The following is a 15,581-nucleotide window of genomic DNA, read 5'->3' on the forward strand; positions in this document are numbered from 1 at the left end:
GACAGGCATATGCGTATGGGACGATCGAAGCGTAGGCTGCCCGACAGCCTGACCCAGCACCTGTCGGATCCGAAGATCGTAGCCTTTCGGCCCCGGAACCGCCGGCGTGGCGTTCTTCAGGGGTCCGAGGCGGCAAAGAAAATCGGGATCTCAGCCGTGACCCTCATCGTCGTCGTGCTGGCAGGTGGGTACCTGCTGCGCCTGTGGTAGACCGACCGCTACGCACGCACAGACTGGCTCACCGGTCAGGGCTACGTGCGGCACCGCGAGGATCCTGAGGGCGCAAACTAAGGAATCCAGTTTGCCTGAAAATCATAGCAAAGAGCGGAAGCAGGCCGAGGCTGCGTTCGCCAAGATACAAGATCATCCTGGCGACAAAACCTCCGTCGCGCCGGGTATCCGCGATGCGGATCAGAACACGGCTCGGCTGAAGGCTGCGCGGTTGGAACGGGATGGGTCCGCGGGCGAGCTGAAGAAGCTCTGACACACAGTGCGTGCATCTCAACCACTCCCAATCATCGCGGAGGGCTAGTGTCTCACTTCCGGATTATACGCTCCAACGACCACACAAGCCTGCACCTGAAGGCTGAGACCCGCGAGACGAACTCCGCCGAGGTCTGGGTTGAAATCGAGGAAAAGCGTCAGGTCGTTGAGGAGCGGACAGCGCGTCTGAGAGCAATGAGACTGGCGCGCGAGAGTGTCGGATCCTGAGAGCATGAGCTGACGCGCCTAACCGAGCACCTGAAGGCGAAGGGCTATCTGAAGTGAAGTCACCCCGGGCCGCGATAATCCTGGGTGTCGTGGGCCTTTCGGCGGGAGCGGTGAACATCCTCAACGGCTTTGGCTATGAGCATCCTCAGTTCATGGTTCTTGCAGCAGGCCTGTTTGCCAGCGGCGTGATCGCCTTCTTGAGGTAGGCGAGAACGATCAGGATCGCTGAAAGCGCTCGCCGATGTTTTCGTTGCACGCATCGGTGGCTAGCGGCGTGACCTCACGAGCAATCTGCTCGCCGACTAGTTGGAGAAGGACGCGAGCGGCCAACTGCATCTCGCTCGTGCCGTGCTTTTTCACCGCCTCATAGGCGGTGATACAGGCGTCCAGCATCGCCTCAGGACCTGGATCCTCGGTCATCGCTTCCGTCATCAGTACGTCTATTGAGCGTCTATTACGGCCCCGCAATGATTGTACAACCGGTGGTTTTAGGGGGGTGCCATGCGGTTGAAGATTGCATAGCCGGGTTGCGCCCTGTCGCATGGCCTGCAATCCAGGCGTGCAATAGACCTCACCGGTTGTGTGGCTGATGGAGAGCGGGCAAATGCCGAACGACCCTCGGCCAACGGCCAATGCGGAGCGCACCGGGCAACTGCTGCAGCGGTTAGCTCAGGTGCTCGACGAGCCGGTTGAGGCCTTTCTCGGGGAAGCGCCCTACAAGTCCGACGCCGCCGAAGCGGCCGAACTATTCCGTCTCTGGCAAGCGATCCGAGATCCTGAAAATCGGCGGAGCCTGTTGCTTGCCGCCCGCGGGTTCGTCACGCGAGAGGCTGATGCGTGCTTGGCCGCAGAATAGGACGGCTACAGGCGAAGCAGATGGCGTAGGCAAACAGCGACGGAAGGCCTGAAACTCCTCACCGATGACGCGGCAGCACGGCGTCCTAGTTCTCTCGCCCTCAGGTTGAGAGGAGCGACGATGTCCGAGAACCCAAGCCACGTTCAAGGCTATCGCGAGACCAAGGCTGCCAGAGCCGCGGAGATGCACGACCGAGCCAATCAGGTCTGGGCCGAGGTCCAGAGGGAGAGGCAGGCTGTCGACGAGCGCACAACGAAGCTGCGGGCGATGCGGCTGGCGCGGGACAACGCCGGATCCTGATCGGTCCACCGGCCAGGACCACGTGCGGCACCGCGAGGATCCCAAGAGGGCGAACTAGCATCCTCACCCGGCGTTGCGGTGGTAATGTCGCACGGTGCGTCCAATCTGGAGAGTCGATGACCTACACCCTTCAACGCCTCGCCCCGGGCAGCTTCGACCTTATCCTCGACGGCAAGGTCGTCGGCAGCCTCGTTAGGGACGTGTCTGACGACGGTCATGAGGGCGATTGGGTGGCCGAGACCCTCGTCGAGAGTCCGCCCTTCCCACCACCGTTCGAGCGGGGAAAGCACGCATTCCCGACGCTGTTAGGGGCTGCGGAATGGCTCGACGCCACTGTGCCCGATCTCTGATCCGGGCTGCACCCGCTGCGACGGCGAAGTCGCGCGTGCACGGCATCGCTCTAAGCTCGAAGCCACCGGGATCATCTCCATCGCGGGCGCTGGATCCAGGGTGGAACGATCGCGCCGGCGATCCGCTTTCCTCGTCAATCCGAAGAACCTGGGAGAGCGCCGTGGACGATGATCGCGTGTGGTCGTTCGAGAAGAGCCTGTGGACCTGCGACGCCGAGCACTACCGTGAGCTCGTCGACGAGGAATGCCTCATGGTCCTGCCACAGCCGCCGTTCGTCCTCAGCGGGACCCAGGCCATCGAGGCAGTCGCGTCCACACCGCGGTGGACTGAGATCGATATCTCGGACGAGCGGATCAGTCGTCCGCAGGAAGGCCTCATCGTGATCGCCTACCGTGCCAAGGCGAGCCGCGACGGCGAGACGTACGAGGCGCACTGCACATCAACCTACCGGCGGCTGGAGTACGAGGTCTGGCGCGTAGTGCAGCACCAGCAGACGCCTCCGCTCGTGACACCCGCGGCGAAGGTCAGCGGCTGATCGGCAGGGACGGGGCGGCTCTAACGGGTCGCCCACGAAGCGGCCGGCGTCATCTTCATCCAACAGAACGGCCGGGGGCCGCAGGCTTGCGGCGGGTGCGATGCTTGGTTCTCGGCGGCCAAGCGCCAACATCATCCAACTGTTCCAGAATGTATGAGTCGGGATTGCGGCCCATCATGTGCTGCCTTGCCCGCCAGTCGCGTTGCTGCGGCGAGAGCAGGTGGATCCAAGGCGGCGGTCCGTTTGGGTCGACGACCCGGTCCTGATCGTCATGCATCGGGGTCTGCCTCGGGTTCTCGGGTGACAGAGACTACACGAGATCGGTGTGGCCTGGGTCTGGACGCGAGCTCAGAGAGCGCCTGGGCGCGTGAGGCCAGCCACACGGACCTCTTATGCCGCCTCGACGACCGTTGCCCTCTCGCGGTAGGGGCAATCATGGCTTCCACCCTGACCGTCTCCGACCTTTATAAATCGAAGGAGGTCACGGATGCGCAAGTGAATGCTGCGGTCGACGCGGTGCTTGCCAATCCAAACACCGGACCGTTCGAGCTGGCTTCCGGCTGGATCCTGGACGTCACCGCGGCCGTTAAGGCGGACCGGCATGCGACGGCCACTCTGAAGGAGCCGACAGCAAGACCGGGCAGCAGACGAGCTGCGGTCAGATCTGCGATCCTGCTCGCACAACCGGTGAAGTCATGAGCGACGATACGCCGGAAGCCGGAAACGAATGGAAGGTCCGCCTCGTGGCCTTTCTGCTGCCGCACCTGCGGGGCGACGATGCCGAGCGCGAGATTGCCCTCAACGCTGTGCTGACGGCGTTGGACACTGCGCATGCAGAGGGGCTGCGGCGCGCGGCTCGCTTCTGCCGGACCGTGGCAGCCGGCGCAGTGGAGCACGGCGAGGCCGCTGACGCTCTGGCCAGCAGCATCGAGCTGATTGCCGCGCAGGAGGATGCTGAGACGCTCGAACGCGCCCGACAATCGCAGGACCAACCGCGGTAGCTCGAACGGATGCCTCAGACCCTCGCCGGCTGGATCCTGATCGCAGCAATTCTCCTGTCGGGAATTAGCGCCAGTTCGACCGCCGCCGGGCTGCTCGATTGCGGGTTAGGTGCCGGCCTTATAGCGCGGCGAGAAGTCGTTGCATGCCTGCTGCTGTTTGCGCTGATGGTGGCTGCAGGCCTGCTGATCTGGCTCGTCTAGGGTCGCTGACGCTATGTCGATCGTCACCCCCGCGGTCGCCAAGCGGCGCCTCGACGCATTTCGAGCCTGTGCTGCGAACTCGCAGGGTCTCACGTGCAATGCCTATCCAAGCGTCATACCGAACTTGGAAGCACAGAAACTTTTGATGCGACGAACTGGAGGGAAGGAGGGGCGGGCCGCGTACTGGTTACTACTGCCGGGCGCGAAATTGTCGCCAAGGTTAGATTGACGAGTCAAGAGTTCTTTATTGACCGAAATCTGGCTCGCGGTACTACCTGCAACCTCCTCAACGGGTGGAGAGCGGACAATAGCTCTTGGCGAGGAACAGAGATTGCGGCTCCGGTTCAACCCTGCCTTTCCGAATGCTCGCTGCTCAGATCAAAAGACTCGTTCAGGTATTACGTTCTATTGCGACACAAACGCATTGAAATAAGAGGAAAACCTCATTCCTTTAGGCGCTAAAATAATTAACCCCAATTTCCGACGCGTTGATTAATTTATTCGTCTGATTGATGCTTGATTTTCTCTACGACAGCGGTAATGCCACTGTGTTTGCTTTCTCTCTCAATTTTTTTCTAAGTCTTCCCAAGACAACTAAGTACGGTCTTTCTAAGTACCGTTCTAAAATATAAGATATAGCAAAAATTAATACCATACAGACTGTTAAGATAGACAATATATTAAAATAACTAGGTTCGGCCATTACATAACCCTTTGCAAAGAAAGTATATATAATCGGAACATGGATCAAATATAGAGGAAACGACACTGAACCAAGAAAGCGCCCCAAGCTTCCTGACAAAAAACGAACGAGAGACGCTGAGCGCATGCACCCGTAGACAACGAATGTCGCTGCGATCGGGTATAGGAGTCCTCCCTTTCCGCTCGGCTTCAGGGCGCTCGGCAACCATCCTAGACCAATAATGCTTGCGGCGTCACCGCTTTGAGATCCAATAATAAGGCCTATGAGTAGCACCGGAATTGGAAATGCAGACGGCAATCGATCGGAAACCCAAGCTTCACGAATATAGATGCCAAAAACGAAGCACTCATATTCAAAATGACTACTTACTAGTGCCACAATACCAAAGATAGTGGCCGCGATCAAGCGAATTATATTATTATTGAAGAAGCATATTAAAAAACAGATTATTGATCCAATTAGCTCGGGTCGCATTGTCCACAATACATTGTTAAAATACGACCCCCCGGTAACGAAAATACCGATCAACCCGTTATAGGCGGCAGCTAGTAAACTTGGGATTTCTCCCTGATAGGTCCATTGAAGCCACCGACTGCCCGTGATCTGGTATAGTTCTGTTGCGGCATTGGGAAGCGCACTCAATAGTGCCCAGCCTACGAACGCGCTCAAAGTTGCAGGGACTGCCAGACGTAGATAGCGAATGATAAGATCAATCCACAAGGGATCAGATTTTTGTATCGTCGCATTCGTGACAACAAAGCCACTGAGCACAAAGAATACAGATACCGCGAAGGTCCCATTCCACAAAACAGCGATAGGACTGTAGGCAATCCAGGCAGCACCGTTTTGCTGATCAGGAACGAGCCAAGGAACCACCGCTGACATTAAGTGAAACACAACAACGACAACTGCGGCTAACCCGCGAAGGCCATCAAGATGATCCAATCGCTTTTTCAAGATCACTCCGTATCGTTATTCAGTGAGGTCGTGCGAGCTCATATGCATTTATCGCGGCCTTGACGAGCGTGTCCTAAGAAAAGATTAGCTGATCGCGCGTTTCGGCATTGTGGGCCGCCCTCGCCAAGATAGAGAGCGGCCATTAGGTCATGCATTTGCACCGCTGCGCTTGATCCGAGCCGTGACGCTCCGTGTCGGCTAGGTTGCACGGCTAAGTCAACGCTGAGGCAGCCCCATACCCTCAAGCGTGTGGATCCCATAGCAAGACGCCTCGGCCGTCTCGGCGCTCATCTCTGCAGCATTGCTGCAAAAGCGGCCCATCGCACTTGCGTCCGTCGGCCGTGCTAAAGGCGTCCGCAAAGCCGCGTTCAACTGCACGAACAGCGGCAGCTTAGGGCCGCTAAGCAGGGCACCTATCGCCTAATGCGTCGTGAGCTATCGCCTCGCGGCCTCAAATTCAGTCACAGATGTAGACCCCGTGCAATACGATCTGGTTCAAAGAACTCGTTATCTAACTCGTCTTGAAGGTCAGTGGCACCGTCCACTCTGCCGAACGGGCCAAACGAGTTGTCCGGAATCGGCTTCTTTGAGGCCGGGAAGCCAATTATTTCAAACCCAACTCCCTCCGCCATAGGTCTGTGCGTCAGCCAGTCGCCTTCGAGCGGATATCCACTGCTTTTGAAAAGGGCCGAAAGCTGCCGTGGCGAGGAATTCGAAGCCTTGGGTTGGTACCGTTAGCTCTCCTGCGCCACAAACTCGCGGATCAGCGGGCCCCATTCCGGGCAGGGAACATCAGGCCGTTAGTTTTAGGTCGGAGTGACCTGATACGTAAAAGGAGGTTTCTGATTGAGCGTTGGCCCAAACTCCCAAACAGGAACTCCAGGCAATTGAGTAAATTTGTTCATTGACGACGAGCTAATGGTGAACCTAACCTTGTGAAGCTCAAGGAGATATGCTGGTCTACCATCCACCATCAGTGCGCCACAGCGCTTGATCCCCCCAGTACCATATTGCGGATCAACGCCGAATAATTCGCATGTAGTCCAGCCCAGATGATGTGCCTCCTCACCGAAGCGTTTTATAAAGTCTAGGGCGCTTTCTCGCACTTGCGCCCAGCGTTCTACTGTCAGAAACCGACATGGCGATATTTGTGGTGACATCACTTCAATGTTACTGCTCCAAAGTTCAACCGGACTCTTGAGGTTAAACCTATATAGATCTCTAGACATATTTAAAACTCGCGTCGCGATTCGATGTTAACCCTATTTATAGACAACAACTGGCCGTCTGTGCATTAGAAATTTTTCCGCCAGAGCCATTGGTATTTGATTTTTTTACCGACGGCCGCAACTCTCGTAGTGATCAGAAAACCTGAAGGTTTCTCAAGGTTCTAGTAACAGCCCACTGCTAGCTGTTGAGATGACAATCTAACTTATTCAAATTAAGTCAGAATTCAGCGCTTTTCGGACGAGGCGGGGGGGTAAATCACAGGTTTAGATTTTGGGACTGCACTCGGCCCAATAGAAAGACGAGAGCATGGTTTTGAACCTATCTGCAAAATCGATGGCCGATTCCCGCATCGTCGCCCACTGCGTCGGCGTGAGGTAGCGGCACGGGGAGGCTCGCTCGGAGATGCGTTCGATCTGGTCGCGCCAGGTGGCGACGGCGGGCGGGAGGTCTAGCATGGCGACCGGCGGTAGAGGCTGGCAATTAAGAAGCGGTATCAAGCCGGGCGCAGCTTCGTGCATGCCTGCGCGCTAGCGTGCGTCTGCAATCCGCATATGATGCAGGCTGAAAAGTTCGAGCTTCCTGTGGTAGCGGCAAAGCGGAAGTTTGGGAGCGCACCAATGTCGGAACGAGAAAAAACAGGACCCCCGGGCCAAACAGACGGCGCAGAAACAAAGCCGTTCGAGGAGAAGATCTTAGATGCCGTCCGACAAAACCAAGAACGATCAGCCGAAATCAGAAAAGACGCTGACGAACGAAGAAGAAGATTACGAAGCGCACTCAGGGGCCCTACCAAGCACTTCCGTCTATGACTTTCTCTACCAAGACGTTCGGCGTGTCGGATCCTTCCTCGCTCAATTCGATGAGTACGGCGTCCGACAGTCTGTGAAGGCTACAGAGAGCGTCGGACAGACCCAAACCTTAAAGGAGCCGCTGTCGGAACGATCGGGCTGCCCGCCGTACTTGGTGCGTCAGCAAACGTAGATACAGCTACCGCGGACGAAACAAAGGACATAGCTGAGTACACATTCGATCCGCTATGGGCTAATTCGCGTCGGTTTTTGGATTATCTTTACGAACATGATTTGATAGAACAAGATTTGTGGGCAGCTGCACTGGGCCGTTTCGTCCTGATCGAGGGGTCCGTCTCGATTGTGGACGGGAACACCATAACTCCGGTTCTGAAAAACCCGGAATTATTCGAAGTAATGGTGCTTAAGGGGTGCGAAGAGAGTGGTGTGAGTATCGATTCGCCGGCTGGTAAGGAGTTAAGACAAAGTCTCGGCATGATAACAGACATGCCGAAGGCAATACATCTTTATATCTACAAGGATGGAACTAACGCTTGGGCAACCATTATGCCCGAGTCTTTGGTTGCAGCGGCGCACGATTTGGCTTTTAAGCACGGCGCGCTGGTTCGCGGACACTGGAGAGTTCTTGGCATAATAGATGCCTGGCCAGACCTGAGGAACGATCCAACCGAGGAAGAGCCGGATCCGAAGACATTGGACGAATTAGGAGCAAACGCTATACCGGACGGCTTAGTAAGAATTGCTGCCAACTTGGCAAATATATCTAGAAATTTATTGGGCCGGCCCCGGACGCACTTCGGGATAACACCTATTCTTATATTCCGCGAGGTTTCTGGCCAAAATTCTTAGCCAACCCATGGAAAAAGCCCGCGCCGGCGAACCGGGCGGGCGAAGGTCAAGGAGTCCCCTGGTGCGTTACGCCAGGCAACGAGTCGACCGTATCAGCATTGCAGGCGCAGGAGAGCCCGCTGCGATGACAGATCGGGCGGGCTCTCAGCCTCGGACAAAGGTGTCACCGCGGAGTTCGAGGCTGGCGTTCACGTATCATGTGGCGGGCCACCAAGATGGAAGCCCGCGGTGGCTGAACTGCGCAGCCTGTGCCGTTCAACCGCCGCCACCGTTGCCGGTACCACCGCCGCTGCCACCCGTCGAACGTGACCCGCGAGAAGGCTGACCTGCATTGCCAGCAGCGGCCGAGCTCGACGAGCCACGCCCGCCGGTGTTGTTCGTGATGGGGATGCCCGTCCGCTTAACCGACTTCATGTGACGTGAGCGCGCATCAGCTGGCGCTGTCGTCTGTGACAGGACGAAAGACGACAAGGCTAGGGCGCACACGCCTAGTAGGAGCTTCTTCAAAACGGTTCTCCGATTCAGCCGATAACGAGTAACCCGTTGCGGAAGCATAGTATCCGCACCGCCATTCGATCGTCCGTCCTTCGCTCGGCATCGCGCTCTCGAACCGGTTGCCGGAAGCCGCGGATCGGCTATCGCTTCGGGATGCGCCACACCCTCCTCGCACTCCTGCTGCTGAGCGGCCCCGCTCTGGCTGCCGAGCCCATCACCGGTCGCGCCTCCGTCACGGACGGCGACACCGTGGTGATCCACGGAACCCGCATTCGCTTGTTCGGCATTGACGCGCCGGAGAGCGCTCAACTCTGCCAGGACGCGGCGGGCAAGGACTATCGCTGCGGCCAGCGGGCGGCGCTGGCGCTGGCCGACCGGATCGGCGAGGCTCCCATCTCCTGCGAGCCGCGCGACACGGACCGCTACGGGCGCACCGTCGCGGTGTGCCGGAAGGGCACGGAGGATCTGAACGCCTGGATGGTCCAGCAGGGCCTCGCCACAGCCTACCAGCGGTATTCCCGCGATTACGTTCCGGCCGAGACGACTGCGAGAGCTGCGAAGCGCGGGCTCTGGGCTGGCACCTTCGACCCACCGTCGGACTGGCGGCGCGCCAAGCGTGCGGGTGGCGTCGAGACTAGGCCGGAGATGGAGAAGCCCCCGGCAGCCGCGCCGGCGCCAGCGCCGGTCACCTGCGCGATCAAGGGCAACATCTCGCGGAAGGGCGACAAGATCTATTACCTGCCCGGGACCCGGGACTACGAGCGCACCGTGATCAACGCCGGCTCCGGTGAGAGGATGTTCTGCAGCGAGGACGAGGCGAAGGCGGCCGGCTGGCGGGCGGCACGCGGGTGATCGGACTTCCAGCCGCGCTCACAACTGCCCGATTATGCGATCCCACCGATTACGATGTGGGGTCATCCGCTCCAAGACCGCAGCGCCGGGGTTCGTTACCGCGTAGACCCCGTTCTCGGCCCAGGACTTGGACGCGCTGAACGTGGCGCCGAGCGCCTCCTCAATCCTCGCCAACGAGTCGAAGACGTAGAACTCGGGCGTGGCTTCGAGCCGCCACACGAGCACGAGGTTGGTCGACTTCCTGAGCCAGCTCTTGTGGAAGTTGAAGGCAACGTTCGAAGCTGATTTGACCTGGACCGGAACGATGCGACTCGGCACGGTCGAGCCCGGCTCCAGGCGATAGGCCAGCAGGTCGACGCCTACATCGGAATGGGGCTGGGCGACCTCGACGCCACGGCGCATCAGTTCGGCCGCCACCATCATCTCGCCGGCCTTCCCGATCAACGCCGAGTGGGCTGCCATCGCCGATCGCTCCATTGGCGCCCAGACCCGAAGGCTTCGCCAGTCAGACGCTACGTCGGGTCTGGAAGGGCGACAAGGCGCTTTGGGTGTGCAGGCCCGGGCATGCTCCTCTCACCCTCGATCACCCGCCATCCGGTCTGCGCGGCCCGAGGCTACCCACGGTCAGAGCCAGTCGGCCATGTCGTCCTTGGTCCCGGGCTCAGAGATCCCGCGATCGTCCGTCATGCCGCTGCGGCCCCGCACCCTAAGCGCCGTCGCCCGCCGCCGGTGACCGCGAGGCTGATCTGGCCGTGGAAAACCATGTCGCCCAGCCGGTCGACATGCTTGCCGAACGCATCGACGTGCTGCCCGATGCGCCCCGAGCGCCGACACTGCCGACGCCGCCGGCAGGGCTTCCGGGACGATCGACCGGATCGACCCATCCGGCATCCGCATGGTGCCGTTGCCGAGGTCGAGCCGCTCACTGCCGTCAACGCCTATGGGAGAGCATAGGCCATGAAAAAGCCCGCGCCGGCGAACCGGGCGGGCGAAGGTTGTGACCTCGAACTCGGGGGAGTCGGAAATCGCGCGGACCATACCCCAAATACCGGTATAGGAAAGCCCGCCACGATGCTGAATCGGGCGGGCTTTCAGCCTCGGACAAAGGTGTCACCGCGGTGCCCGAGGCTCTGATGGCGCCAGCTGTTGAGACGGGCGCCGGGCAATTGTAGTGCTGCGGCGCAACAGGACCACCCGCAGTGCACCACGTCAGGCGACGCGGGCTATGTAGCAGGGACAACATCGGCCGGTCGGATCCGCCTCTCAGCTGGGTCCTGGAACACCCCGGACCACAGACCCAGATGCTGCCCCCACGCCCGCTCGGCGGCCTTCGTGTAGTCCAGCCCATGGGTCCGATCTGGCACGGCGTAGCCACGCCCGACCATCCAGGCGCCAAGATCCTCGTCACCGACCCGGCAAATCGCTTCGACCGCACCCCCGGCCGTACCGCTGCGTGGTTCACAGGCGATGATAGCGCCGCCGATATGGTCTTTGAGCGCTCGGGCCGCCGTTCGACCGCATGCATAGGGCCGATCCTGCGTGTCTGAGCAGGTTTGGTCAGCATCCGGCGCTACGATGCCGTAGAGGCTGATGCGGCTGACGCCGACCACAACGGTCTCGCCGTCGAGCACCCTGGCTGGGCCGCGTAGAGTCTCGCCTGCTTGGGCGGGGGCATGCCATGCGAGCCCGCCTGCGAGTAACGCCGCCAGCAAAGGCAGCCGCGAGCGGCGGCCGGTCTCATCGGGGCACAGGATGGTACCGGCGAGGCCGGCGGCGCAGGCGAGGAGGGCACCGAGGATCAGGGACATGGGTCGTCTCCGGAAGAGGTCTGGTCCCCTTCTGCTTGAGAGCCGCCTCGCAACCCTGACGGCCCTTGTCAGCCTGCCGTCAGGCAACCGGAGCTATGCCTGTGCGGTCACGGGATGATTTCGGGCGACCGGACCCCACCTCTCCCCGTCATGGCCGAGCCCGAGCCCGTATGATCCAGCTCCCGTCCCGACGCGCCGCGCTCATGCTGTTCGCTTGCGTGGCTTGGCCGGCGCACGCCTCCGAGGATGCCGATCGCGCCCGTCGCGCCCTGGAGAAGGGCGAGATCCGCCCGCTCGACGAGATCCTGCGCGCCGCCCGCGAGGCGGTGCCGGGAGACGTGGTGGCGGTCGATCTCAAGCGCGACGATGGGCAGTGGCTGTACAAGCTGCGCATTCTCGGCACCGACGGAAAGCGCCGCTCCGTAAAGGTCGATGCTGGCTCGCTCAAGATCCTGGACGAAGACGACGATGATTGAGCGCGGGAGCAGGTCGTGCGCGTCCTAGTGGTCGAGGACGAACCGCGCATCGCCGCGGACGTGAAGCACGGGCTCGAGCATGCCGGCTACGTCGTCGACGTGGTCGCGGACGGCGAGGCGGCGTGGTTCCGCGCCGAGACCGAGCCCTACGATGCGATGGTGCTCGATCTCGGCCTGCCGCGCCTCGACGGGCTCGGCGTGCTGCGGCGGCTGCGGGCGGCCGAGGTGGCGCTGCCCGTGCTGATCCTCACGGCCCGGGATGGCTGGCGCGAACGGGTCGAGGGCATCGATGCCGGCGCCGACGACTATCTGGTCAAGCCGTTCCGCATGGAGGAGCTGAACGCACGCCTACGAGCGATCCTCCGGCGCACGGCCGGCCACGCCTCGCCGGTGCTCCGGGCCGGAGACGTAGAACTCGACACCCGCACTCGAGCGGTGAGTGTCGCAGGCCGACCGACCGAACTGACCGCCCTCGAATACCGGCTCCTGGCCTTCCTGCTGCACCGGCAGGGACAGGTCGTCCCGGCAGGCGAGCTCCTGGACCACCTCCACGGCGTCGGCACCGAGCGCGAGACCAACGCACTCGAAGCGCTTCTGACCCGCCTGCGTCGCAAGCTCGGGTCCGGGGTAATCGAGACCCGCCGCGGCCAGGGCTACCGCATCCCGGACGCATCGTGAGGCGCGCCTCCCTGCAACTGCGGCTGGGGCTGGCGGCGGCGGGGCTGATCGGGCTCGCCCTGCTGCTAGCCGGCGTCGGCCTAACGGTGATCCTCGACCGGGTGCTCGACGTCCGCACCGCCGACGAGCTCGACCGGACCGCCAAGCTCATCGCCGGCCGAGTCAACCTCGCCGCGGATGGGAGCCCGACCGTCTCCCGAGAGCCGCCGGACCCGCGCTTCGCCACGCCTTATGGCGGACTGTACTGGCAGGTTGAGGCTGGGAGCCAGGTCCTGCGCTCGCGCTCGCTCTGGGACAAGCGCCTGGACCTGGGACCCACTACCGGCGACGCCCCAGCGACCGTGGAGGCCACCGGGCCGGATGGCGGCCGGCTGATCGCCATCGTCCGCCCCCTGGAGATCGGCCCGCGCGGTGCCGAGACCGGCTTGCGGGTGGTCGTGGCGGAGGACCGTCGCGACCTGGCGGCGAGCCGCGTCACGTTCCTGCGCCTACTGGTCCCTGGGCTGGCGGCCCTGTTTGGGGTGCTCACCCTCGCCCTGTGGCTGTTCGTGCACCGGGCGCTGGCGCCGTTCCGCGTGCTGCAGCAGGATCTCAGCGCGGTCCATGCCGGGACCCGGACGCGGTTGCCGGATCATTTTCCCGACGAGGTTCTGCCGCTGGTAGCCGACCTCAACCGGCTGCTCGACGCTCAGGAGCGCGCCCTGATCCGAGCCCGGGCCGCGGCCGCCGACATGGCCCACGGCCTGAAGACGCCACTCGCCGTGCTCGACGCCTTGGCGCGCCGGACCGGGCCGACCAATGCCGGCTTGTCGGAGGAGATCGCCGAGCAGGCCCGGGCGATGGCGGGCCAGGTCGAGCGCGCGCTCGCCCGAGCGCGGATCGCTGCAGCCGGCGACCTGCGGCGCCGGACTTGCCGGGTCGCCCCGGTGGCCGAGCGCCTGATTGCGACCATGCGCCGGCTGCCAGAGGGTGATTCGCTCGCTTGGGACATCGCCGTGCCGGACGGGCTCGCCTATCCGGGCGAAGAGGGCGAGCTGATGGAGGTGCTGGGCAACCTGCTCGACAATGCTCGTAAATGGGCGCACCGCCGCGTCCGAGTGGCTGGGGCAGTAGATGGTGGGGGCCTGCAGCTCACCATCGAGGACGACGGCCCTGGCATGAGCGAAGCCGCGATCTCCGGCATCGGTCGCGGCCAACGCTGGGACGAAAGCCGCCCGGGTACGGGCTTCGGTATCGCCATTGCCCGAGATATCTCCGAAGCCGCGGGCGTGAGGATGCGCTTCAATCGATCGGAGATGGGTGGTTTGCTGATCGAGCTGAGATGGCGTGGCTCGAGCGACGGTCTCAGACCCAGTCACATCTGAATGCCGCGCGCGTTCGTCGCTGCCGAACTAACATCACCTTGGCTACCCTCCCCCGGAGAAGGAGGAGGGCCCGAAGGCCCTCCGATCAGATCGCCCGGGCCTTGTACCGGACGATCCCGCAGGAGTTCAGCAGATTCACCCGCTTGTGAGCCTCGTGCTGGTTGATCTTGGTGAGGAAGATGTTGTTGAGCTTGGTGTCGATGATCTCGAAGGTCTTGGTTATTTGCTGAGTTCCTCGCTGCCGATGACTATGTAACACTTGCGAATGCTTTCGTCGTCAACAGTAATTCGCAAGAAAAGCGCAGATCAGGCGAAGTTTTTGCGCGATCCGATGAATGTCAGCCGGATGTTGATCCTGATGTCCGTAGAGAACCCGACCGGCGTGAAGTTGGAGCAGCGTCGCCGATGAATGATCTGACGCTGCTGCTAGCTGTGGCGCCTGCCGCGCACTGCAAATCGCCAAGGTTAAAAGAAGCTCAGCATCCGACGCAGCAGAGCGAACAAGCCTAGGAATGGAAAATGGATCTTCGGGAGGCCAATTGAGAAAATGCCTGAATAAGGCTGTTTTTCGACAAGGCGCTGCGCTCCAATCTATTGACTTTCGGGGTGGTTCGGATTGTTCGTGTTGCTAAGCATGAAAGGATCATGAAATGTCCGAGAACACACCCACCCCGCAGAATAACCATATCGAACTGAGCGCCGATATCGTGGCGGCATACGTGTCGAACAACAGCGTTCCTGTGACCGAACTGCCGGGCCTGCTTTCCGGGGTCTACTCGGCCCTCTCCGGGCTCGGCCAGGGTGGCGCGCCGGAGGCGTCTGCGGTCGAGAAGCCCACCCCTGCACAGATCCGCAAGTCCGTCAGAGACGACGCGCTGGTGAGCTTCATCGACGGCAAGCCGTATAAGACGCTGAAGCGTCACCTCAGCGGCAACGGCATGACGATTGAGCAGTACCGCGAGCGCTTCGGCCTGCCGAGGGATTATCCCTCGACGGCCGCGAGCTACTCGGCGCAGCGCTCGGCGCTCGCCAAGAGCCTCGGGCTGGGTCAGCAGCGGCGGAAGGCGGCGGCGAAGACCGCCCAGACCGACGAGACCATCACCGAGACGCCAAAGAAGGCCGGCCGATCGAAGAAGGCTGCGGAGCCCGCAGCGAAGCCCACCAAGGGCCGCAAGAAGGCTTCAGCGGCCGTCGCGGCCGAGTGAGAGTGTTCGGCGCCGACAGCCTATCGATCCTGGCTGTAGGCGGATCCAGGACGTGGGCGGCGAGCGAATGCTGCCCATGCTTCGGCCCGGTCTGGGATCGATGGGTTATCGGATCCGGCTCCGCCTCAATGAGCGGCCGTATCGGTTCGTTAAGTACCGTATGCTCAGCCTGCCGCGGTAGCCGACATAGATCGGCATGA

21 protein-coding genes are annotated in these 15,581 nt (G+C 61.4%); 16 read left to right on the forward strand and 5 right to left on the reverse strand.

Features of this window, described 5'->3' with window-relative positions; genetic code table 11:
* Positions 1-9 precede the first annotated feature (9 nt).
* Complete coding sequence (locus ACYQPG_RS04195; RefSeq protein ID WP_461230329.1) at positions 10-210, forward strand: hypothetical protein; 201 nt, start codon at positions 10-12, stop codon at positions 208-210.
* Positions 211-301: 91 nt separating this feature from the next.
* Positions 302-484, forward strand: coding sequence for a hypothetical protein (locus ACYQPG_RS04200; RefSeq protein WP_461230330.1), 183 nt, complete (start codon positions 302-304; stop codon positions 482-484).
* Positions 485-927: 443 nt separating this feature from the next.
* On the opposite strand, the gene ACYQPG_RS04205 is transcribed toward ACYQPG_RS04200, so the two are convergent.
* A complete protein-coding gene (locus ACYQPG_RS04205; RefSeq protein WP_461230331.1) occupies positions 928-1,143 on the reverse strand; it encodes a hypothetical protein in 216 nt (71 codons plus the stop codon).
* Positions 1,144-1,315: 172 nt separating this feature from the next.
* On the opposite strand from ACYQPG_RS04205, the gene ACYQPG_RS04210 reads away from it, so the two are divergent.
* From ACYQPG_RS04210 to ACYQPG_RS04240, 7 genes are all read left to right on the forward strand, one after another.
* On the forward strand, positions 1,316-1,567 hold the full coding sequence (locus tag ACYQPG_RS04210; RefSeq protein ID WP_461230332.1) for a hypothetical protein: 252 nt from the start codon (positions 1,316-1,318) through the stop codon (positions 1,565-1,567).
* Between the two features lie 120 nt (positions 1,568-1,687).
* Positions 1,688-1,867 (forward strand): hypothetical protein, encoded by a 180-nt coding sequence (locus ACYQPG_RS04215; protein WP_461230333.1) that lies wholly within the window; start codon positions 1,688-1,690, stop codon positions 1,865-1,867.
* Between the two features lie 116 nt (positions 1,868-1,983).
* Positions 1,984-2,217: a hypothetical protein gene (locus tag ACYQPG_RS04220; RefSeq protein ID WP_461230334.1), complete on the forward strand. Its 234-nt coding sequence runs from the start codon at positions 1,984-1,986 to the stop codon at positions 2,215-2,217.
* A 161-nt stretch (positions 2,218-2,378) separates the two neighbouring features.
* A complete protein-coding gene (locus ACYQPG_RS04225) occupies positions 2,379-2,753 on the forward strand; it encodes a DUF4440 domain-containing protein (RefSeq protein WP_461230336.1) in 375 nt (124 codons plus the stop codon).
* A gap of 435 nt (positions 2,754-3,188) precedes the next feature.
* The gene (locus tag ACYQPG_RS04230; protein WP_461230337.1) at positions 3,189-3,452 is read left to right on the forward strand and encodes a hypothetical protein; all 264 of its coding nucleotides are present in this window, start codon (positions 3,189-3,191) and stop codon (positions 3,450-3,452) included.
* On the forward strand, positions 3,449-3,754 hold the full coding sequence (locus ACYQPG_RS04235) for a hypothetical protein (protein ID WP_461230338.1): 306 nt from the start codon (positions 3,449-3,451) through the stop codon (positions 3,752-3,754). The genes ACYQPG_RS04230 and ACYQPG_RS04235 overlap by 4 nt, the downstream gene beginning before the upstream one ends.
* 9 nt (positions 3,755-3,763) lie before the next feature.
* The gene (locus ACYQPG_RS04240; protein WP_461230339.1) at positions 3,764-3,955 is read left to right on the forward strand and encodes a hypothetical protein; all 192 of its coding nucleotides are present in this window, start codon (positions 3,764-3,766) and stop codon (positions 3,953-3,955) included.
* A 526-nt stretch (positions 3,956-4,481) separates the two neighbouring features.
* Here ACYQPG_RS04240 and ACYQPG_RS04245 read toward each other — a convergent pair.
* Positions 4,482-5,615: an acyltransferase family protein gene (locus ACYQPG_RS04245; protein ID WP_461230340.1), complete on the reverse strand. Its 1,134-nt coding sequence runs from the start codon at positions 5,613-5,615 to the stop codon at positions 4,482-4,484.
* 1,926 nt (positions 5,616-7,541) lie between these two features.
* Here ACYQPG_RS04245 and ACYQPG_RS04250 point away from each other — a divergent pair.
* The 3 genes from ACYQPG_RS04250 to ACYQPG_RS04260 all read left to right on the forward strand — a co-directional run bounded on the left by ACYQPG_RS04250 (position 7,542) and on the right by ACYQPG_RS04260 (position 9,850).
* Positions 7,542-7,826, forward strand: coding sequence for a hypothetical protein (locus tag ACYQPG_RS04250; RefSeq protein WP_461230341.1), 285 nt, complete (start codon positions 7,542-7,544; stop codon positions 7,824-7,826).
* Positions 7,827-7,903: 77 nt separating this feature from the next.
* Complete coding sequence (locus ACYQPG_RS04255; protein WP_461230343.1) at positions 7,904-8,503, forward strand: hypothetical protein; 600 nt, start codon at positions 7,904-7,906, stop codon at positions 8,501-8,503.
* A 648-nt stretch (positions 8,504-9,151) separates the two neighbouring features.
* The gene (locus ACYQPG_RS04260) at positions 9,152-9,850 is read left to right on the forward strand and encodes a thermonuclease family protein (protein ID WP_461230344.1); all 699 of its coding nucleotides are present in this window, start codon (positions 9,152-9,154) and stop codon (positions 9,848-9,850) included.
* Between the two features lie 18 nt (positions 9,851-9,868).
* Here ACYQPG_RS04260 and ACYQPG_RS04265 read toward each other — a convergent pair whose 3' ends face one another.
* Both ACYQPG_RS04265 and ACYQPG_RS04270 read right to left on the reverse strand, forming a co-directional pair.
* Complete coding sequence (locus ACYQPG_RS04265) at positions 9,869-10,312, reverse strand: hypothetical protein (protein ID WP_461230345.1); 444 nt, start codon at positions 10,310-10,312, stop codon at positions 9,869-9,871.
* Positions 10,313-11,073: 761 nt separating this feature from the next.
* Positions 11,074-11,658 carry a thermonuclease family protein gene (locus ACYQPG_RS04270; protein WP_461230346.1) on the reverse strand — a complete coding sequence of 195 codons (585 nt, stop codon included), beginning with the start codon at positions 11,656-11,658 and terminating at the stop codon, positions 11,074-11,076.
* A gap of 170 nt (positions 11,659-11,828) precedes the next feature.
* Between ACYQPG_RS04270 and ACYQPG_RS04275 the strand changes: the two genes are divergently transcribed.
* Genes ACYQPG_RS04275 through ACYQPG_RS04285 form a run of 3 tightly spaced genes read left to right on the forward strand, consistent with a single transcriptional unit; the run spans position 11,829 to position 14,176 of the window.
* Positions 11,829-12,134 (forward strand): PepSY domain-containing protein, encoded by a 306-nt coding sequence (locus ACYQPG_RS04275; RefSeq protein WP_147907885.1) that lies wholly within the window; start codon positions 11,829-11,831, stop codon positions 12,132-12,134.
* 15 nt (positions 12,135-12,149) lie between these two features.
* The gene (locus ACYQPG_RS04280) at positions 12,150-12,812 is read left to right on the forward strand and encodes a response regulator transcription factor (RefSeq protein ID WP_238262693.1); all 663 of its coding nucleotides are present in this window, start codon (positions 12,150-12,152) and stop codon (positions 12,810-12,812) included.
* Positions 12,809-14,176 carry an ATP-binding protein gene (locus tag ACYQPG_RS04285; protein ID WP_461230348.1) on the forward strand — a complete coding sequence of 456 codons (1,368 nt, stop codon included), beginning with the start codon at positions 12,809-12,811 and terminating at the stop codon, positions 14,174-14,176. Before ACYQPG_RS04280 ends, ACYQPG_RS04285 begins: the two co-directional genes overlap by 4 nt.
* Positions 14,177-14,261: 85 nt before the next feature.
* Here the strand turns inward: ACYQPG_RS04285 and ACYQPG_RS04290 are convergent, their stop codons facing one another.
* Entirely contained in the window at positions 14,262-14,435 is a 174-nt protein-coding gene (locus ACYQPG_RS04290) for a hypothetical protein (protein ID WP_461230349.1), read from the reverse strand.
* A gap of 391 nt (positions 14,436-14,826) precedes the next feature.
* On the opposite strand from ACYQPG_RS04290, the gene ACYQPG_RS04295 reads away from it, so the two are divergent.
* On the forward strand, positions 14,827-15,381 hold the full coding sequence (locus ACYQPG_RS04295; protein WP_461230350.1) for a Ros/MucR family transcriptional regulator: 555 nt from the start codon (positions 14,827-14,829) through the stop codon (positions 15,379-15,381).
* The last annotated feature ends 200 nt before the right edge of the window (positions 15,382-15,581 follow it).

This window comes from Methylobacterium sp. CM6246, assembly GCF_054818005.1.